The organism is Ruegeria sp. HKCCD6604 (assembly GCF_013110635.1).
Lineage (GTDB): Bacteria > Pseudomonadota > Alphaproteobacteria > Rhodobacterales > Rhodobacteraceae > Ruegeria.
Genome location: NZ_WVQW01000011.1, coordinates 78,936 through 98,833, shown reverse-complemented (window position 1 = coordinate 98,833; position 19,898 = coordinate 78,936). Strand labels below are relative to the sequence as shown.

The window sequence follows — 19,898 nt, the reverse complement described above, 5'->3', positions numbered from 1 at the left end:
GACGGACGCCTAGGCACACCGGCACACAGGACCTGTGCAAGCTTATTGGGGTGCGTGCCTGTCAGGATGCGCCGCAACAAATGCGGGATGATCGGCACAGGCCTTTTCGACACCCAGCAGACGGGGCATGTCCGACAAGTCGACCTTCCACCGGCGTGCATTATAGATCTGCGGGATCAGGCAGATGTCGGCGAGGCCGGGCTGTGAACCAACGCAATAGGGGGTTTGTTCAAACTCACCCAACATGGTCTCGAAGGCCTGCAACCCCGGCCGTATGAAGTGCCGCATCCACTCTCCGGGCATGTCGGTCGGGTCTTTGCTGAGGGTGGTCGCATGGCGAGCAACTGAAAGGTTGCAAACAGGGTGAATGTCCACCGCAATCGCATAGGCCAGCGCCTGCACGCGCGCGCGCCCTGCTGCATCGTCGGGCAGAAGGTTCAATTCACGTGTCTTGTCCAGATAGTCGAGAATGGCCAGAGACTGTGTCAGCCGCTGCCCGTCAATATCCAGCACCGGAACCAACCCTTGTGGATTTCGCGCGATATGTGCATCGCCCTTGTGTTCGCCGCCCACCAGGTCGACGACAACCGCGCGATAGTCGATCTCGGCCAGATTCAGGGCGATCCGCACCCGATAGCTGGCCGAGGACCGCCAATAGTCATAAAGGACGGTTTTGCTCACATTCGAATCCGTCACTTGTCGACCAGGGTGGCGGCGCGAATAGCGTCAGACAACACCGCCTTGTCGCCGATGTGATTGGCCAGCACCAGAACCAGTCGGGCGTTCAGCGCGTCACTGCCGGCTTTTTCAAGCCCTTCATGCGCGGCCAGCAGCTCGGCATAGAAGTCGTCAGCATCGTCGATATTCGGGGATAGGATCAGGTCAGACATCGCGCTCACTCCTTGCCACAGGCTCTGCGGATTGCATGGCGGAAACTGTTTTCTTCATAGCTGTCCCGCCGCGCCGCCACGTGCTGATCGGGTCGGATCAGATAAACGGCGCTGGTTGCGTCGCCCAGATAGCGACGTTTCAGCGCCAGCGTCTGGTCATCCTTGACCGACAGCGCCAACCGCGTGACCTCGACCCCGTCTTCTTCCAGCACCTCCGGGGCATCCGCGTCAATCGTCAGAAGGGTGAACTTGCCTGCCAGTTTGGGCAACAGGAACGCATCACCCAGCGGCGCGTCCGGGCAGGCCGAGCCGGGGCGCGTTTCGGCTGGGCCATCCAGCGCGTCGGCAGAATTCAGGGTCGAGCCGTCATAGGTGCAAGGTTGACTCAGGCGTCCTGAATTCACCAACGGACGGGCAAACTCGTACTGCTCGCCCAGGTCCAGAACTGCATCCCGCAGAACCCGCGACATCTCGGATTTCGGAGTGATGAAATCGGTCGACCGACTGGATTTCTGGATGTTCTCATCAGCCCCGTGCACGCGTTCCGCGTCGTAGCTGTCCAGCAGGCTTTCGGGGGCTTTCCCATCCAGCACCAGTTTCAGTTTCCAGCACAGGTTATCAGTGTCTTGCAGGCCGGAATTGGCACCGCGCGCGCCAAAGGGGCTGACCTGATGCGCGCTGTCGCCTGCGAAAAGAACCCGTCCTTTGCGGAAGCTTTCCATGCGGCGGCACTGGAACGTATAGATCGAGACCCACTCCAGTTGAAACTCGACGTCGTCGCCCAGCATCGCCTTGAGGCGCGGGATCACATTCTCGGGGCGCTTTTCGCGTTCCTTGTCGATGTCCCAACCCAGTTGCAGGTCAATACGCCAGACATTGTCGGGCTGTTTGTGCAAAAGCGCGGATTGCCCGCGATTGAACGGAGGGTCAAACCAGAACCAGCGTTCCGAGGGGAAATCGGCATCCATGATCACGTCCGCGATCAGGAAATTGTCTTCGAAAACACGCCCTTCGAAATCGATGCCCAGCATCCGCCGGGTGGGCGACGCGGCACCATCGCAGGCGATCAGCCATTCGGCCTCGAGTGTATAAGGGCCTTCGGGGGTTTCGACCTCCAGCCGCACGTGATCTTCGTGCGTACCGATTGCATCAACCTTGTTGCGCCCGCGAATCTCGATCGGTGCGCCGTCTGCCTGCAACTCGCGCACGCGTTCCACAAAGAAGTTTTCAAAATGGTATTGCTGCAAGTTGATGAAGGCCGGGTTGGCGTAACCTTCGTCCGGTTGCAGGTTGAATTCATAGACCTGACGATCATCGAAAAAGACCTTGCCGCGGTCCCATAGAACGCCTTTGTCGACCAATCGCTGGCCGCAGCCCAGCCGGTCTGCAATTTCCAGCGTGCGTTGGGAAAAACAGATGGCGCGGCTGCCAAAGCTGACCTTGTCATTTTCGTCCAGAACCACAACTTCGACCCCTTGCTGGGCCAGATCGATGGCGGCGGCCAGACCAACTGGCCCCGCACCGATCACGATGACCTTGTGCCTGACGGGCGTCGGGCTGTCCTGATCCGGGCTGCGTTCATATCCGTAAAGCGGCGTTTCAAAGATCTTGTTCATGGGCTCCCCCCAAAACAGATGCACCGTTGTGCTGCATGTCCTGTCCCCCGGCGGCGGGCGCCGGAGGTCTTAGATTATGGTTTCATCGAATCCCGCCGCACAAAACGATCTGGATCAAACTCGACCGTTTTTCGTCAGCCTTGCAGCGCTTCCCACATCTCGAGGTCGCGCTGGGCGGTCCAGATGCGGGGCGTGTCAATGCCGCGCGCCTCGTCATAGGCGCGGGCCACGTTGAACGGCAGGCAGTGCTCGTAGATCGCGTAATCGGCAAATTTGGGGTCACATTCAGCGCGGACTGCGTCCCAGGCCTCTTTCAGGGACCCGCCGCGCGCCGCGACCTTCGCCGCCGGCCGGTATGTGCTTTCGACAAAATCGCGGGTGTTCTCGATGGCCGCATTCACCATGTCCTTGCCAACCAGCGCATCGCCGCGCCCCGGTGCGATGGCGTCGACATCGAACCACTTTATCTCGTCCAACGTGTCACCCCAATCGCTGAAATGACCGTCACCGCAATAGCAGGCCGAGTGATATTCGACGATATCGCCGGTGAACATCACGTTCTGATCCGGCACATGGATGACGATATCGCCTGCCGTATGCGCCCGGCCCAGATGCATCAGGTCGATCCGGCGGTTGCCCAGATACACCGTCATCGTATCGCTGAAGGTGGTGGTGGGCCAGGTTAGGCCGGGGATGCTTTCATGCCCTTCAAAGAGGCGCGGGAAGCGCTGGAATTCGCTGTCCCAGTCTTCCTGACCCCGCTCGACGACCATGGCGCGGGCCATGTCCGACATCAGGATCTGCTGCGCGCCGAATGCGCTTGCGCCCAGAACACGCACTGCGTGGTAGTGGGTCAGGCCCACATGCGTGATCGGTTTGTCTGTGACGGAACGCACACATTCGATTACCTTGTTTGCCAGACGCGGAGTCGCCTGCGCCTCGACGATCATCACGCTGTCGTCACCGATGATCACACCCGAATTCGGATCGCCTTCGGCGGTAAAAGCATAAAGCCCTTCTCCGACTTCAGTAAAGCTGATCTTTTTTTCCGACATGTCCCCCTGGGACGCGAATGCCTTGGCCATCTTGGGTTTGTCCTTTTTCGGTTGCGCGGAAGGCAGAGGTTGGATGCCTCCGGCGGCAGTATTTGGGAAAAGATGAAGATCAGTGCGTCATCTTTCGTAGGGGTTCTCGAGTGCGGGCAGCAGCTTGCCCACACAATCGCCGAAACCGATCGTGTAGCCATCGCCCCTGGCAGCACCTTTGAGGGTCAGGGTATCGCCGTCCTCGATGAAGCTGCGGGTTTCGCCTGTATCCAGCGTGATCGGTTCCTTGCCGCCCCAGCTGAGTTCCAGAAGGGAACCGCGGCTGTCCTTCGTCGGCCCCGAGATCGTGCCCGATCCCAGCAGGTCGCCCGTGTTCATGGGGCATCCTGATGTGGTGTGATGCGCCAATTGCTGCGCAGCGGAATAGTACATCTGGTTGTAATTGGTCCGGGCAATCGTCGTGGCGGGTTGTCCGGCAGGTGCCATGGTGATCGCCAGATCGATGTCATAGAGCATCGGGCCGCAATCCTTGAGGTGATCCAGCAGCTCGAACTCGCGGGGCGGCGTATCACAGCGGAATGGCTCCAGCGCCGCCTTGGTCACGATCCACGGGCTGATCGAGGTTGCCGTGGCCTTTGCCTGAAACGGGCCCAGCGGCTGATATTCCCATGCCTGAATGTCGCGCGCAGACCAGTCATTCAGAAGCGCGTAACCGAAGATATTGTCATCCGCTTCCTGCACGGTGATCGGACCATCCGAGGGCGTTCCGACAACCGCGCCCATCTCAAGCTCGATGTCAAAACGGCGACTGGGCAGGAAGGCGGGCAAGTCCTGATCGGGGGCTTTCAACTGACCCCAGGGGCGGCGAATATCCGTGCCTGAAACCACGACCGAAGATGCGCGGCCGTTGTAACCAATGGGAATGTGCAGCCAGTTCGGCGGCAGGGCGTTTTCCGGCCCCCGGAACATGGTGCCCACGTTGAAGGCATGGTTTCGGCCTGCGTAGAAATCGGTGTATTCGCTGACCGCAAAGGGCAGATGCATTTCCGCATCTTCTTGTTTGACAAGCAGCGGTTCGACCTTGGCTTGTTCATCTGAACCCTCGGCCAGCAGGCTGATCAGCCGCGCGCGCAGCGCGGTCCAGACGGCTGGGCCTTCCTCCATCAGAGGGTTCCAGAACGGCATGTCGAAAAGCGGCTCGTCGCTCAGGGTGATCAACCCCTCGGCTTCGGCTGCCGTGACGTCGAGGATCATGTCGCCGATGGCCACACCGCAGCGGGGATCATCACCTTCGGTCGAGAAGACACCATACGGCAGGTTATTCAGTGGGAACGGATGTGTCGCGTCATTGGCCGACGCCACCCAGGATGTCATTAGAGGCATACGATGTCCCTGTTTTGTTGGTTAAGCAGAAGGGCGAAGGGATTTCAGCCCCAACAAGATAGCAGCGAGGATCATGAAGCTGCCGCCAATGCGGTCAAGCCACAGCTTTGCCGGGCCTTGCAAACGGCGAGCCAGCCAGCTTGCGCTGCCGCCATATGCGGTCAGGAACATCCCGTCCATGACCAGATAGGTAGACGACAGAATGGCGAATTGCGGCCAGAAGGGCAGGGCTGCGTCAATGAACAGCGGAAACAGTGCTGCAAAAAAGACCACGGCCTTGGGATTTGCGGCAGAAGTAATGAACCCCTGCATCCAAAGCGATTTGCGGCTGGCCTTGGGCGCGGTTTGCGCTTCAGACATACGGGCCTTTAGGATCTGTTTAACCCCTAGATAAACCAGATAGGTGACACCAAACCACTTGATGACCGTCAGTGCGGTTGCAGATGTGGCGATCAGGGCGGCTAGGCCCAGCCCCGCCGCCAGCATTTGCAGAAAGTTCGCCGTCAGATCTCCGGCAGCGGTGAACAGCCCGCGCCGAAGCCCGTTAGTTGCTGAGTTTGACAACATCAGCAACTGGCTGGGTCCCGGTGTGCTCATCAGCAGCAGGACCGTTGCCACATAGGTGATCCAGATATCCAAGCTCATTTCTTGCCCGGCGTTCCGTCGAACTTTTTCTCAAGCGATGTCCAGCAGTCGATGTAATCATCCTGCAACGGCGCTTCGGTGGCGGCAAACGGGGTCAGGTGCTGCGGGAAGCGGGTTTCGAACATGAACGACATTGTCTGGTCCAGCTTGTCCGGCCCCAGGTTGGAGTATGACGCCTTATCGAAGGCTTCCCTGTCGGGGCCATGCGGGATCATCATGTTGTGCAGGCTTGTGCCGCCGGGAACAAAGCCCTGAGGTTTCGCGTCGTACTGGCCGTAGATGTTGCCCATCAGCTCGGACATGATGTTCTTGTGGTACCACGGCGGGCGGAACGTGTCTTCCATCACCATCCAGCGTTCGCGGAACAAGACAAAGTCGATATTGGCCGTGCCGGGCTGGCCGGACGGAGCCGTCAGAACGGTAAAGATCGACGGGTCGGGGTGGTCAAACAGGATCGCGCCGACGGGGCAATAGTTGCGCAGGTCGTATTTGTAGGGCGCATAGTTGCCGTGCCATGCCACGACATCCAGTGGACTGTGGCCGATCTTGGTTGTGTGGAATTGCCCGCACCATTTGATTGTCACGGTAGAAGGGGTTTCACGATCCTCATAAGCGGCCACCGGTGCCTTGAAGTCGCGCGGGTTGGCCATGCAGTTGGCACCGATTGGTCCGCGACCCGGCAGTTCAAACTTCTGACCGTAATTCTCGCAGACAAAGCCGCGCGCAGGGCCTTCCAGAACCTCGACCCGGTACAGCAAACCGCGTGGAATGATCGCGATTTCCTTGGGTTCCAGGTCGATGATTCCCAGTTCTGTCGCAAATCGCAGGCGTCCTTCCTGTGGCACAACCAGCAATTCGGAATCAGCCGAAAAGAAGTAGTCATCCACCATGGATTCCGTGACCAGATAGATGTGGCTTGCCATGCCGACCTGCGTGTTCACGTCACCTGCGGTCGTCATGGTCCGCATACCCGTCATCCAGTTCAGACCTTCATCGGAATGCGGGACAGGATCCCAGCGATACTGGCCAAGGCTGATTACATCCGGATCAATGCAGGGGGCCGATTTCCAGTAGGGCAGATCGATTTTTTCATAACGGTGTGAATGCTTTACGGATGGGCGAATACGATAGCACCAGGTGCGCTCGGGTGGGTTGGCGGTAAAGGCCGTGCCACTCAGCTGCTCTCCGTAAAGACCATAGTTGCACCGTTGCGGGCTGTTCATCCCTTGCGGCAGGGCCTCGGGCAGGGCCTCGGTTTCAAAGTCGTTCCCAAAGCCTGGCATATAGCCTGCATGAGTTCCGACAGGCGTCGCAGCCTGTGTCAGCGTATGCGGATCAGTCGGACGATTCATTGCGTTTTCCTCCGTTTGCTGCTTGTCGGTTAATAGTTGATTTTGTAACTAACAAGCATGACACACGATGAATCCGAAAAAAATGATGACTTTTATCTGCAAAATTTTCTGCCCTTCCTGCTGAATCAGGCGGCCGAACGGGCTTCGCTAGAGTTTCAGGCAGTTTACAAGGGCCGTTATGGGATGCTCAGAACCGAATGGCGGGTATTGTTCCATCTGGGTTTGTTTGGCGAGATGACTGCCAAGGAAATCGGTGAGCGCGCCAGAATGCACAAAACCAAAATCAGCCGTGCTGTGGCCAAGCTGGAACAGCGTCGATACCTGAAACGCACACGGGACGAAGCGGATCGGCGGGCGGAATGGTTGACACTAACACCAGCAGGGCAAGCTGTGTATCGTGACCTGCGCGGCGTTGCTGCCAATTACGATGCGAAACTGTCAGGCCTGTTCAAACCGGAAGAGGCCGCGTTGTTGCGACAAATGCTGCAAAGGTTGGCTGGTTTGGACTGACCTATGGCAATTGACGCGGCCTACCCCCAAATGGGGATCATACTTGATACGGACAACAAAATGACATTGCCAGATTCCGCTTCAGTTTTCTCACATTCCCTGATTGATTGGCTGGTCAACAAGGGGCTAGAGGGCGCCGGGCAAGAAGAGCTGTTGGAAGGGTTTTGTGCCCGATTGGTGGAAATGGGTATTCCGTTGATGCGCTTTCATGCGGCGCAGTCGACCCTGCATCCGGTTTACGGAGGTACCGGTTACAGCTGGTACAACGGCGCGGGCGGTGAATCCGAGAAGTTTGAATACACGGAAACGCCCAGCGAAGTTTGGCAGCAAAGCCCACTCTATGCGCTGCTGAACGATGATCTGGATGAAATCCGGGTCAAACTGGTCGACCATAATGAACCCAGCCGCTTTCCCTTGTTGAATGATCTGCGTGAAATCGGAGCGACAGACTATTATGCCACCGGCCTGTCATATGAAGGGGCCAGTCAACTACGCCCCGACGGCACGAAAAAGGTCAGCGATGGTGTTCTGATGTCCTGGACCAGCGACGCACCGAACGGATTCGAAGACAGCGATCTGAACAAAATACAATCTGTACTTCCGCATCTGGGGCTGGCGCTCAAATCCGCCAAGAACCAGGATCTGGCCAAGGATTTGATGCGGGTTTATCTGGGGCGAGATGCCGGTCGCCGGGTTCTGTCGGGTGAAATTCGGCGTGGGTCTTTGCAGCAAATCGATGCTGTGATCTGGAATTTCGACCTCGAAGGCTTCACCACGCTGTCCGAAGACCTGCCGGGGCATGAGATCATCGACATGCTGAACGACTATCTGGCTGTCGCCGTGGGTGTGGTGCATGACAAGGGCGGCAACATCCTGAAATTCATGGGTGACGGCCTGATGGCAATGTTCGATGTCGGAGAGATCGACGAAGACGCCCGTGCCGCGCTTGATGCTGTGCCTTTGTTGCAGTCCCGCATGGATGAACTGAACGCAAGGCGCCGCGCGCAAGGTCTGCCGGTGGCCAATTATACGCTGGCCCTACATTCGGGCGAGATTCTCTATGGCAATATCGGGTCCGAGACCCGGCTGGACTTCACTGTGATCGGCCCGGCTGTCAACCAGGCCGCCCGCATTGCGGGAATGCACCGGTCTTTGGGTCAAAGGATCCTTATCTCGGACGATGTCGCCCGCGCTGCACAGCCCTGCGCGCAGGAGCTTGTCTCGGTCGGCCGCTACATGCTGCGCGGCGTTAATGAGCCGAAAGAGTTGTTTACGGTGTACAGTCCCGGCGGGCCATCAGAATCCGATTGAGACAGCGGCGATTCCTTCCAGCGGTTCCGAAACTGAAAGTCTTGATGGAACGCATTTAACTCGCCGGGTTTGAGCGGCGGTTTGGACCGAATGTTCGACTATAGTGTGAATATGAACATTAAGCTGGTTAGAGCCCAAGCCGTCGATGGCTCATCGCACAGCAGTCCTGCCCAATGAGCGATAAACGCTGAGACAGACTCTGGTCCTTGCTTGCAATGGCCGTGCAGGAATTTGTTTCCGCCGGATGAACCTTTGCCAGGTAAAGGCAAAGATTGAATTAAGAAATCCGCTGCGGCATTGTCCGGCCCATGGAATTTCTGGACTTCGGACATAACCCTTGGTTGGTGGTTACATCGTTCGTTGTGGCGCTAGTTGCTGGGGCCACGGGATTGTCTTTGACGAGGGATTTGTCCGAAAAGTCGCTTTCACAACGCAGGTTGGCCATCGCGTTGGGTGCCGTTGCTTTGGGTGGTGGGATCTGGTCAATGCACTTCGTGGCTATGCTTGGCCTAAGGCTGCCCATCCTGTTTTACTATGATGCCGCAATCACGCTCGCATCTGCGCTTATTGCGATCCTTATGGTCGCTTTGGCGCTTGTCCTTTTGCATTTCACTGAGCGTTCCAAGGGGATCATCATTGCTGCCGGAGCAATCGTAGGCGCGGGCATCTTGGCGATGCACTATGTGGGAATGGCTGGCATGCAGCTTTGCAAACCCGTTTATACCCTTCAAGGTGTGCTCGGGTCGTCGGTATTGGCTATTGTCCTGTGCATTCTCGCGATCGGCGTTGCCTATAATGAGCGTTCCAACAGGACCATCGCGATCGGCACGCTGTGTTTTGGCGTAGCTGTCTTTTCAGTGCATTTCCTGGCCATGGCAGGAACCAATTTTGTAGCCTTGAAAGAAATCCGAGAGTTTGGGCCCGTCATCAGCAACGAAGTCATGGCCGTTGGGGTGATCCTGTCGAGCTTTGTTATCTTCGGCGCATTTTTGTGGGTCGGCACAACTTATCTTGTGCCTATGCAAGCCACAGAGATCCCGATGACAGGCGTGGCCCAAGACGAGCCTTCAGCAAACCAGACCCCGCCTATTCGCATCCCCTGTGAAAGAGACGGAGGCAAGGTTTTTATTGCCGCGCCTGACGTTGCATTCGTCAGGGCGGATGGTCACTATACGCAGGTCTACACCCGCACAGAAAAGTACTTTTGCGTCTGGCCGATCACTGAAGCGGTCAAACGGCTGGAGCCAACTGGCTTTTTGCGCGTGCATCGCAGCTATATAGTGAACCCCAAAAAAGTCGCGCGGTTTGAACGGACCAAAGACAAGGGACAATGCACCTTTGGTGAGGCCGATCTCCCTCCGGTGCCGGTCAGCCGATCAAACCTGAAAGCAGCACTGACCGCCTTTGGGTAACGCGTGGTAATTCAGGCAGCGCAACTCGTGCGTCCTGAAGCGCATTTCGTGCAAAATTAGCGAAAACAAAGTGTTTTCTCGGGTCTACAACCCGGCATCGAGCGAGCTTCTCTAACAGCCAGAACAGTTGCTGCAGGGAGGAGAGGCAATGATTCCAGCTGCCTTTGAATATTATAGACCTAAGGATTTGGCGGGCGCCCTGTCCGTACTTGTGGAGCACGGAGATGACGCACGGGTCCTCGCAGGGGGGCACAGTCTGATACCTATGATGAAGCTCCGCATGGCCGAAGTGCCACATCTGATCGACTTGCAGGATGTGGAGGGATTGAGCGGCATCTCCATTGAGGGGGATAGCATCCGCATCGGCGCGATGACGACGCAACATGACATCATCGACAACGCTCAATTGGCGTTGGCTGCTCCGATCATGCGAGAGGCTTCTTTGCAGATCGCAGACCCGCAAGTGCGTTACATGGGCACGGTTGGCGGCAACGTTGCAAACGGCGACCCGGGTAATGACATGCCGGGCTTGATGCAGTGTCTGGACGCGACTTTCACTTTGGTCGGGCCGGATGGCGAACGCAAAGTCGCGGCCCGTGATTTCTACGAAGCGGCTTATATGACTGACCGCGAGGATGAAGAGATCCTGACAGCGGTGGAGTTCAATGCGCCAAAGGGCGGGTACGCCTATGAAAAGCAAAAGCGCAAAATCGGCGACTACGCCACCGCGGCTGCTGCGGTTCTTTTGACTAAAGAAGGTGGGACTTGCACCTCGGCTTCCATCGCGATGACCAATCTGAGCGACACTCCAGTTCATTCTGAAGATGCTGGTGCTGCGCTTGTCGGCACGTCTGTGGATGATGCGGCAATCAAAGCGGCGGTGGACGCCATGTTGGGTGACATCGATCCAACACAGGACAACCGTGGTCCCATTGAATTCAAACGTCACGCAGCGGCGATTATCTTGCGCCGTGCGATCGAAAACGCCTGGGCCAGAGCCTGAGGAGAGAGATCATGTCAAAGAAGAAACACTTCACTCTAACAGTGAATGGCGAGGAGCAAGAGTTCCTGGCTGAACCGCGCGAACTGCTGATCCACACCCTGCGCGAACGGCTGCGCAAGACCGGTCCGCACATTGGTTGCGAGACCTCGCATTGCGGCGCTTGCACCGTGACCATGAACGGCAAATCGGTGAAGTCCTGTACCGTGTTCGTAGCACAGGCTGACGGTGCCGAAATCACCACGATCGAAGGGCTTGGCAACCCGGACAGCCTGCACGTATTGCAGGAAGCGTTCAAAGAACACCATGGTCTTCAATGCGGCTTCTGCACACCGGGTATGATCACCCGCGCATCCAAGCTTTTGGAAGAAAACCCGAACCCAACTGAAGAAGAGGTGCGCTTTGGCATGGCGGGTAACCTCTGCCGCTGTACCGGGTATCAGAACATCGTCAAATCTATCCTCGCCGCCGCGGCCGAGATGAACTCTGCGAAGGAGGCGGCACAATGAAAAAGGAACTGACCCGCGAAGAACGCGCCGACGCACTGGGAGGAATGGGTTGCAAACGCAAGCGCGTTGAAGATGCCAGGTTTACCCAAGGCAAAGGCAATTACGTTGACGACATCAAACTGCCCGGCATGCTGCATGGTGATTTCGTGCGTTCGCCCTATGCCCACGCCAAGATCGTGTCGATCAATGCCGAGGCCGCTTTGGCGCTGGACGGTGTGATTGCCGTACTGACCGCCGAAGACCTCGCCCCTCTTGGTCTGCACTGGATGCCGACGCTGGCGGGCGACAAGCAGATGGTTTTGGCTGACGGCAAGGTGCTCTTCCAAGGTCAGGAAGTGGCATTTGTGGTGGCAAAGGACCGTTATATTGCAGCCGATGCAGTCGAGCTGGTCGAAGTGGAGTATGAAGAACTCCCCGTTTTGACCGATCCCCACGCAGCATTGGAATCCGACGTGGTTCTTCGCGAAGACCTGATGGGCGAAGGTGGAGCGATTCCAGGTGGGGCCCACGGCCCACGCAAACACCCTAACCACATCTTTACCTGGGAGGTTGGCGAGAAGGATGCGACCGAGCAGGTAATGGGGGAGGCTGACGTGGTCGCTGAAGAGATGGTGTATTACCATCGCACGCACCCATGTCCGCTCGAAACTTGTGGCTGCGTGGCTTCGATGGACAAGGTCAACGGCAAGCTCACGCTGCACGGCACGTTCCAGGCGCCTCACGCTATTCGCACAGTGGTCAGCCTGATCTCGGGCATTGAAGAGCACAATATCCGCGTGATCTCGCCCGACATCGGTGGCGGCTTTGGCAACAAGGTTGGGGCTTACCCCGGCTATGTGTGCTCGGTCGTGGCCTCGATTGTCACCGGTGTTCCGGTGAAATGGGTCGAGGACCGTATGGAAAACCTGATGACCACCGCTTTTGCCCGTGACTACTGGATGAAAGGTAAGATCAGCGCAACCAAAGAGGGTAAAATCACCGGTCTCTGGTGCCACACGACCGCAGACCACGGCGGCTTTGACGCCTGTGCCGACCCGACCAAGTTCCCGGCTGGGTTTATGAACATCTGTACCGGGTCTTACGACATTCCGACTGCGTATTTGGCAGTGGACGGCGTTTACACCAACAAAGCGCCGGGCGGGGTCAGTTATCGCTGCTCCTTCCGTGTAACCGAAGCCGCTTACTTCATTGAACGCATGATCGAGGTTCTGGCGATAGAGTTGAACATGGACGCGGCCGAGCTGCGCCGGATCAACTTCATCAAGAAAGAGCAGTTTCCCTATCAGTCCGCGCTTGGGTGGGAGTATGATTCCGGCGACTATCACACTGCTTGGGATAAGGCGCTAAATGCCGTCGATTACGAAGGGCTGCGTGCAGAACAAGCTCAACGGATCGAGGATTTCAAGGCGGGCAAAACCCGAAAGCTTATGGGCATCGGCCTGACGCATTTCACCGAAATCGTCGGCGCTGGACCCGTCAAGAATTGCGATATCCTTGGTCTTGGCATGTTCGACAGCTGTGAAATCCGCATTCACCCGACCGGCTCAGCGATCGCACGCCTTGGCACCATCTCGCAAGGCCAGGGCCATGCCACGACCTTTGCACAGATACTCGCAACCGAGATCGGCCTGCCGGCGGATAGTATTACCATCGAAGAGGGTGATACGGATACCGCGCCCTACGGTCTTGGAACATACGGCTCGCGCTCGACGCCGGTAGCGGGTGCCGCGACCGCGATGGCAGGGCGCAAGATCCGCGCCAAGGCACAGATGATCGCGGCCTACCTGCTGGAAGTGCATGACGATGATGTCGAATTCGACGTGGATCGTTTCGTGGTCAAGGGCGCGCCTGAAAAGTTCAAGACGATGAAGGAAATCGCCTTTGCCGCCTACAATCAGGCCATTCCGGGCATCGAGCCGGGTCTGGAGGCGGTCAGCTACTATGACCCGCCGAACATGACCTATCCCTTTGGCGCCTACGTCTGCGTGATGGACATCGATGTGGACACCGGTGTGACCGACATTCGCCGCTTCTATGCGCTGGATGACTGCGGCACGCGCATAAACCCGATGATCATCGAGGGCCAGGTGCACGGTGGTTTGACCGAGGCGCTGGCTGTCGCTCTGGGGCAAGAGATCGCCTATGACGAGATGGGCAACGTCAAGACCGGCACATTGATGGATTTCTTCCTGCCGACCGCATGGGAAGTGCCGAATTACGAGACCGATCACACCGTTACCCCCAGCCCGCACCACCCAATAGGTGCCAAGGGTGTCGGCGAAAGCCCTCATGTGGGCGGCGTGCCCTGTTTCTCCAACGCGGTGAATGATGCCTTCCGTGCCTTTGGCCTGCGTCACACCCATATGCCGCACGATCACTGGCGGATCTGGAAGACAGCAAACGAACTGGGCCTTCACGGCTAAGCTTCCGGCGCGCGCGGCAGGGATGGCTGCGCGCGCCTCACAAACCACTTGAGGCTCTGATGACCTGGACCGATCTCCAATCTGCACTTGTAGAACAGAACTACGTCGCCTCAGACGATCTGGCGGTGTCGCTGCATTTGGCTTTGTCATTGCGCCGCCCTCTACTGCTGGAAGGCGCGGCGGGCGTAGGAAAAACCGAAGTTGCCCGAGTACTGGCTGCGGCCCAGAACACGCAGTTGATCCGCCTGCAATGCTATGAAGGTCTGGACGCCTCTCAGGCGATCTACGAGTGGAATTACCAACGACAACTACTGGCGATCCGTGCGTCCTCTGAAGCAGGCGAGACCGGCAAGGCGGTCGAGGATCGGATATTCTCGCGTGAGTATTTGTTGGAGCGCCCCTTGCTGTCGGCGATCACGCAAGACGTTTCTCCGGTTTTATTGATCGATGAAATCGACCGCGCAGACGAAGAGTTCGAAGCTTTCCTGCTCGAGATCCTCGCTGATTACCAAATCACCGTTCCGGAGCTTGGCACCATCAAAGCCACCGCCGTGCCAACAGTTATACTGACCTCGAATGGCACCCGCGACTTGTCGGACGCGCTGAGGCGTCGCTGCCTTTTCAGTTATGTCGATTATCCCGACCGGACAACGGAACTCGCGATCCTAAAAGCCCGGTGTGCTGGGATTGAAGCGCAGCTGGCCGATCAGGTGATCGAGTTCGTCCAGACGCTGCGCAAGGAAGAGCTGGAGAAAGTGCCCGGAATCGCGGAGACACTGGATTTTGCCGCCGCGCTCATGGGGTTAGGGATTGCTGATCTGACGGAAAACCCGGCAGCCCTCCAAGCCACACTCACGACACTTCTAAAAACTCAGAGCGATCGCGCAAATATCACCAGCGAAGTGGCACAACGCATCGCGGGGAAGGCCGCATGACCCGCGTGACCCGCTTTGCTGGCCGAGATCCCGGCGCTACGGCGCGCATGGCAGGGTTCCTGGCCCATTTGCGGGAGAATGGCCTGCGCCTTGGCGTGCAGGAAACCGAAGCAGCTCTGACGGCGTTGACCTGTGTTGAGGCAGCCAACCCTGAAGAGGCGCGTTGCGCACTCAAGGCCGTCTGCACGGGATGCAAGGACGAAGCGCAGAGGTTTGATCCGCTGTTTGATAGTTTCTGGATGGATGCCGGTCGCGTGCGAACAAAGGTCATGCCGAAAATGTCGACCCACCCCAAGGGCGACGACAGCGTACATTCGTCACGAGATGCCAAAGGAGAAGACGTTGGAGGCGCTGGCGATGCGACAGCGCCAGACGGAGGTGACGGTGATGCCGAAAGTGATGGCGACGGTAAGCTGATCGCCACCGAAATGCGCAACCTGTCCCGGCGCGATCTACGTGATCTGGTACGGGCAGAAGAGATTGCCGAGGCCGAAGAAGTTGCTCGCCGCCTCGGACAAGCGCTGCGCGACCGCCGCTCCCGCCGCCGCATCGCTGCCCGCAAGGGCGATCGACTGCATTTCCGCAAAACAATCCGGCGCAGCCTGGCGACAGGGGGCGAACCCATCCGACTCATCAAGCGCAAACGCCCTGATCGTAGCCGAAAAATCGTAGCGCTATGCGATGTTTCCGGCTCTATGACCGTCTATGCGCAAGTATTCCTGGCCTTTTTGGCCGGCCTGATGCGCGGTGATCCAACCGCCGACGCATACCTGTTTCACACACGCCTCGTGCGGATAACCGAGGCTTTACGCGATAAGGACACGATGCGCGCCATCGGACGGATGTCCTTGATGGCGGATGGGTTCGGCGGAGGTTCCAAAATCGGGGAAAGCCTGGATCGATTTGCATCTACCTACGCGCGCCGTTTCGTCGATGGGCGTTCAGTCGTGATGATCCTCTCGGACGGCTATGACACCTCTTCTCCTGACCACATTGACGCGGCGCTGACCAAGCTGCGCAAACGCGGCTGCCGCATTCTTTGGCTGAACCCGCTCAAAGGCTGGCGCGACTATGCGCCCGTCGCAGCGGGCATGACGGCAGCCTTGCCTCATTTGGACCTCTTTTCCGCCGCCAACACGCTGGCGGACCTCGCCGCGCTGGAGAAGGAGTTGGTATCGCTATGACCCCCGCTGAGTTGTTTTCATCTGACTTGGCAGAAACAGCCCAATCACTGCGCGCAAAGGAACAACCTTTTGCCTTTGCAACAATCGTGCGCACTGCCGGAACCACCGCGGCAAAACCCGGCGCAAAGGCAATCATTGGTGCGGATGGCACCATATTGCACGGGTTTCTTGGTGGCGGCTGCACCCGTGGCGCTGTGAGGCGAGCCACCTTGGAAGCCCTCGAAACCGGCGCACCCAAGCTTGTGTCGGTCGCGCCGGAAGACTTTTTGAACGATATCGGCGTCAGTGCCGGAGCAATGGTGGAGGGCGTATTCTATGCGCGCAACGGTTGTCCCTCTCGTGGCACCATCGACATTTTTATTGAGCCCTGTCTTCCGATGCCAGAGTTGACAATACTCGGAAACTCGCCGGTCGCAGAGGCTTTGGCACAAATCGCACCGCATTTTCACTGGTCAATCTCACGTGCCGTGGATGAGGAGAATGCACTTGGAAAGATGAGTGCGATCGTCGTGGCGACGCAAGGGCAGGGTGATCTTGACGCCTTGCGCGACGCGCTTGCTTGTGAAGCAAACTATGTCGCCTTTGTGGGCAGTAAGAAGAAATTCGCGGCCCTGTCTGAAAAGCTCTCCGAAGCTGGTGTGCCCGAGGTCACACTCGCGATGGTTTCAGCCCCAGCTGGTTTGGACATTGGTGCTGTCACACCTGAAGAAATCGCGCTTTCCATCCTGGCGGAACTGATCACCGTGCGCAGGAATTCCGTAGAAAGGAACCCAAATGCGTAAACTTTTCAAAATCTTAACTCGTGGTTTCAAGCCATCTACAGAGCAGGCTGAGGTGCTTGCCACGATTAAATACCCCTGTTGCTGAACAAAGAAAGGAACCGCCATGGAACTGGCCGACGAAATTATCATCGATGCCCCTAGGGATGTGGTTTACGCAGCTTTGAACGACCCCGAGATACTTAAACGTTGTATTCCCGGGTGCGAAGAACTGATCAAGAAATCCGACACCGAACTTGAAGCCAAAGTTGTACTCAAAGTTGGCCCCGTGAAAGCGAAATTCAGCGGAGATGTGGTGCTCAAAACCGATGGCGCGCCAGAGACGTTTTCGCTGGATGGCCAGGGCAATGGTGGCCCGGCTGGACATGCAAAAGGCGGAGCCGACGTCACACTGACTGAAAATGGGTCTCAGACCATTCTGCGCTACGAAGCCAAGGCCGTGATCGGCGGCAAGCTGGCGCAACTTGGGAGCCGTCTTATCCAGAGTACAGCAAAGAAACTCGCCGCCAAATTCTTCAAATCCTTTGCAGAAGTCATGTCGGAAGAACCCGTTTCTTGATCCACACGTCCTGAACACCGGGTTGATGTCCTTGGCCATGCAGTTGACCAGCTAAACGTTGGTAAGCTGTTTGTTCTGATCACATCGATCAGTATCAAGGGCTGAACGGCGCGCGAAGTAGGTTCGCGCGCCGTTGTCTCTTCAAGCGGGAGGATGGTCGGCTATATGTCCAATGGCTGCATTGACCGGGACATCCGACTACAGGTGGTCTCGGTGCTTGAAACCGGCGGCACGGCCAAAACGATCCGAAACGTTGCAGGGTCTTCTTTCTTTGCTCTCAAGCTTCCATGCGGGAAGTCTTTGCAGCTGTTTCTGAATGCAAGTCCAGAACCAAAGAACATTCATACTGCCTAAAAAAGTCCGCATAGCGGCCGCCGGGACAGCTGATCAGAAGTCAATCTCCACACCCGGCAGATTCAGCTCTTTCATCATGTCACGCAGTTCCTGCCGGGCTGCGATGTTCGAGATGTTCAGCTGTTTGACCCCGATATCCTTGAGGTCCAACAGTGTCAGGCCACGCGGGAACAGCTCGCGGAAGATAACCCGCTCGGAAAAGCCCGAGGCGACGCGGAAGCCGATGCGCTGGGACAGCATTTCGATCGCGCGCTGCATCTTTTCCTTGTTGACCATGCGCTGCGTACCGACCCGGTTGCGGACAACGACCCAGTCGATCGGCTTCAGCCCCGCCTGTGCCCGCAGTTGACGAGCGTTCCAGACCATTTCGGAATAGACGGACGGGCCAAGGATCTTCTCTCCCTTCGAGTCGATCCGCGCCAAAAGGTCGAAGTCAATGAAGCTGTCGTTCAACGGGGTGATCAGCGTGTCGGCCAGTGAATGCGCCACCTGACTCAGACGGGTATGAGACCCCGGGCAGTCGATCAGAATAAAGTCGCTGTCGCTTTCCAGTTGGGATACGGCAGCAGACAGGCGATGGTCATAGATGTTCTCGCCCGGTTTCAACGTTGCGGCGTCGATCTCGGGCAGGTCGTGATGGCGCGGGCTGGGCAGAGTCAGGTCCGAGCTTTTGAGGAAGTTGTTGCGGTTCTCGAAGTATCGTCCCAGACTGCGCTGGCGCAGGTCCAGATCCAACGTGCTGACCTTGTGTCCCAATCGGGCCAGCGCGGTCGCCACATGCATCGACACGGTCGATTTGCCTGCGCCACCCTTTTCGTTCCCGACCACAATGATATGTGCCATGCTTGTATTCCCAAGTCTCGCCGTGCTTCACTACACGTTGTTGTCAGCCACTATATGTTGTGTCGGCGGCGAAGGAAAGAACCTCAAGCGGCGCTTTCGGGCATTATCAGACTCTAATCGGGAAAACCCAACGCCGTGCACGGGTTACACAGGGTGCTTGCCATTGCAATGGCGCTGATTCACTGTCGAAAAACGGTTTCAGCAAGGAGAATTCTGTTTGGAGCACCTGTTCCTGAACGTACTGAACGTGGTTCTGCCAGTTCTGATCTGCGCTGGAATTGGCTATGCTCTGGCCGTGATTCAGGCGCCTTTCGACAACAGGGTCATTGGCGGGATCGTCTCAAAAGTCGGCTATCCGACATTGATCATTTCTCATCTGTCGAACACCAAACTGGCCGTGGGCACGTTTCTTGACATGATGACCGCCGCTGCCCTTGCGGTGGCCGGTTTCGGGGTTTTGGGATATGTCGGGCTCAAGGTTCTTCGCTTGCCGGTGAGGGCATTTCTGACGCCGTTGATGCACGGGAATGTCGGCAATATCGGCCTGCCAATCACTTTGCTGGCGCTGGGCGATGCAGGTATGGCCTATACCATGGCGTTCGTGGTGGTGGTGCTGATCAGCATCTTTACCGTCGGCATGTGGATCCCGGCCGGAGAATTCTCGCCCAGGAAACTGGCGACGTCCCCGATTATCTACGCCGTGGGCCTCGCTCTGATCCTGATGGCAACGGGGCAGAGCCTGCCGCAACCGGTCGCGAAGTCCTTTGACATCTTGGGTGGATTGTCGATTCCGCTCATGCTGCTGACACTGGGGCATACGCTCGCGACGCTGCGTGTGAAAAGCCTGGGTCGTGCGGTTCTGCTGACGGCCCTGCATCTGGCGATGGCCGTTGCAATTGCCAGTGTTCTGATCTGGTTGTTTGGTTTCACGGGAACCGAGCGGGGTGCGCTGATTCTGTGTTGCCTGATGCCTTCATCCGTGGCGACTTATCTGTTTATCGACCAGCATGTTCCGGAATACGGGCCAGATGTGGCCGGGTTCATTCTTGTCTCGACGCTCAGCACCGTCCTGGTGCTGCCCGTTGCGCTGTCTTACTGGATCTGACGCACCCCTATGCGCAAGGCCAGAAATCGTTAAACTGATGAT

The 19,898-nt window shown here is 57.5% G+C and carries 19 protein-coding genes and 2 pseudogenes; 13 read left to right on the top strand and 8 right to left on the bottom strand.

Translation table 11 applies throughout. The features are described 5' to 3' along the window. Positions 1–42 precede the first annotated feature (42 nt). From maiA to hmgA, 7 genes are all read right to left on the bottom strand, one after another. Positions 43–681 carry a maleylacetoacetate isomerase gene (gene maiA / locus GS614_RS19675; RefSeq protein ID WP_171169268.1) on the bottom strand — a complete coding sequence of 213 codons (639 nt, stop codon included), beginning with the start codon at positions 679–681 and terminating at the stop codon, positions 43–45. An 11-nt stretch (positions 682–692) separates the two neighbouring features. Next, positions 693–890 (bottom strand): DUF2783 domain-containing protein, encoded by a 198-nt coding sequence (locus tag GS614_RS19670; protein WP_171169266.1) that lies wholly within the window; start codon positions 888–890, stop codon positions 693–695. Between the two features lie 5 nt (positions 891–895). Further along, positions 896–2,506 (bottom strand): FAD-dependent oxidoreductase, encoded by a 1,611-nt coding sequence (locus GS614_RS19665; protein WP_171727128.1) that lies wholly within the window; start codon positions 2,504–2,506, stop codon positions 896–898. Between the two features lie 134 nt (positions 2,507–2,640). Further along, positions 2,641–3,591 (bottom strand): MBL fold metallo-hydrolase, encoded by a 951-nt coding sequence (locus GS614_RS19660; RefSeq protein WP_171727127.1) that lies wholly within the window; start codon positions 3,589–3,591, stop codon positions 2,641–2,643. Between the two features lie 87 nt (positions 3,592–3,678). Continuing rightward, on the bottom strand, positions 3,679–4,935 hold the full coding sequence (fahA, locus tag GS614_RS19655; protein ID WP_171727126.1) for a fumarylacetoacetase: 1,257 nt from the start codon (positions 4,933–4,935) through the stop codon (positions 3,679–3,681). Between the two features lie 21 nt (positions 4,936–4,956). Further along, positions 4,957–5,580, bottom strand: a complete 624-nt coding sequence (locus GS614_RS19650) for a LysE family translocator (RefSeq protein WP_171205703.1) — start codon at positions 5,578–5,580, stop codon at positions 4,957–4,959. Further along, positions 5,577–6,932, bottom strand: coding sequence for a homogentisate 1,2-dioxygenase (hmgA, locus tag GS614_RS19645; RefSeq protein WP_171364513.1), 1,356 nt, complete (start codon positions 6,930–6,932; stop codon positions 5,577–5,579). The genes GS614_RS19650 and hmgA overlap by 4 nt, the downstream gene beginning before the upstream one ends. A gap of 57 nt (positions 6,933–6,989) precedes the next feature. Between hmgA and GS614_RS19640 the strand changes: the two genes are divergently transcribed. From GS614_RS19640 to GS614_RS22495, 12 genes and pseudogenes are all read left to right on the top strand, one after another. Further along, positions 6,990–7,442: a MarR family winged helix-turn-helix transcriptional regulator gene (locus tag GS614_RS19640; protein ID WP_171120356.1), complete on the top strand. Its 453-nt coding sequence runs from the start codon at positions 6,990–6,992 to the stop codon at positions 7,440–7,442. Positions 7,443–7,502: 60 nt separating this feature from the next. Beyond that, positions 7,503–8,753 carry an adenylate/guanylate cyclase domain-containing protein gene (locus tag GS614_RS19635; protein WP_171364514.1) on the top strand — a complete coding sequence of 417 codons (1,251 nt, stop codon included), beginning with the start codon at positions 7,503–7,505 and terminating at the stop codon, positions 8,751–8,753. Positions 8,754–9,061: 308 nt separating this feature from the next. Continuing rightward, positions 9,062–10,165: an MHYT domain-containing protein gene (locus tag GS614_RS19630; RefSeq protein WP_171727125.1), complete on the top strand. Its 1,104-nt coding sequence runs from the start codon at positions 9,062–9,064 to the stop codon at positions 10,163–10,165. Between the two features lie 148 nt (positions 10,166–10,313). After that, on the top strand, positions 10,314–11,168 hold the full coding sequence (locus tag GS614_RS19625) for a xanthine dehydrogenase family protein subunit M (protein ID WP_171364516.1): 855 nt from the start codon (positions 10,314–10,316) through the stop codon (positions 11,166–11,168). 11 nt (positions 11,169–11,179) lie between these two features. Then, positions 11,180–11,674, top strand: coding sequence for a (2Fe-2S)-binding protein (locus tag GS614_RS19620; protein ID WP_152457016.1), 495 nt, complete (start codon positions 11,180–11,182; stop codon positions 11,672–11,674). After that, entirely contained in the window at positions 11,671–14,097 is a 2,427-nt protein-coding gene (locus tag GS614_RS19615; RefSeq protein ID WP_171727124.1) for an aerobic carbon-monoxide dehydrogenase large subunit, read from the top strand. Before GS614_RS19620 ends, GS614_RS19615 begins: the two co-directional genes overlap by 4 nt. A 59-nt stretch (positions 14,098–14,156) precedes the next feature. After that, positions 14,157–15,032: a MoxR family ATPase gene (locus GS614_RS19610; RefSeq protein WP_171727123.1), complete on the top strand. Its 876-nt coding sequence runs from the start codon at positions 14,157–14,159 to the stop codon at positions 15,030–15,032. Beyond that, positions 15,029–16,216, top strand: coding sequence for a VWA domain-containing protein (locus GS614_RS19605; protein ID WP_171120345.1), 1,188 nt, complete (start codon positions 15,029–15,031; stop codon positions 16,214–16,216). Before GS614_RS19610 ends, GS614_RS19605 begins: the two co-directional genes overlap by 4 nt. Continuing rightward, positions 16,213–16,452: pseudogene (locus GS614_RS22500) on the top strand (XdhC family protein); the annotation flags it as partial. The gene GS614_RS19605 and the pseudogene GS614_RS22500, both read left to right, overlap by 4 nt. 30 nt (positions 16,453–16,482) lie before the next feature. After that, positions 16,483–16,998, top strand: coding sequence for an XdhC family protein (locus GS614_RS19600; protein ID WP_371809420.1), 516 nt, complete (start codon positions 16,483–16,485; stop codon positions 16,996–16,998). 103 nt (positions 16,999–17,101) lie between these two features. Then, positions 17,102–17,554, top strand: a complete 453-nt coding sequence (locus tag GS614_RS19595; RefSeq protein ID WP_171120341.1) for a carbon monoxide dehydrogenase subunit G — start codon at positions 17,102–17,104, stop codon at positions 17,552–17,554. Positions 17,555–17,671: 117 nt separating this feature from the next. Further along, positions 17,672–17,908 (top strand): annotated as a pseudogene (locus GS614_RS22495) (XdhC family protein); the annotation flags it as partial. Between the two features lie 33 nt (positions 17,909–17,941). Here the strand turns inward: GS614_RS22495 and GS614_RS19585 are convergent. Next, positions 17,942–18,751 carry a division plane positioning ATPase MipZ gene (locus GS614_RS19585; RefSeq protein ID WP_152457022.1) on the bottom strand — a complete coding sequence of 270 codons (810 nt, stop codon included), beginning with the start codon at positions 18,749–18,751 and terminating at the stop codon, positions 17,942–17,944. Between the two features lie 217 nt (positions 18,752–18,968). Between GS614_RS19585 and GS614_RS19580 the strand changes: the two genes are divergently transcribed. Beyond that, positions 18,969–19,856, top strand: a complete 888-nt coding sequence (locus GS614_RS19580; RefSeq protein ID WP_171617495.1) for an AEC family transporter — start codon at positions 18,969–18,971, stop codon at positions 19,854–19,856. The last annotated feature ends 42 nt before the right edge of the window (positions 19,857–19,898 follow it).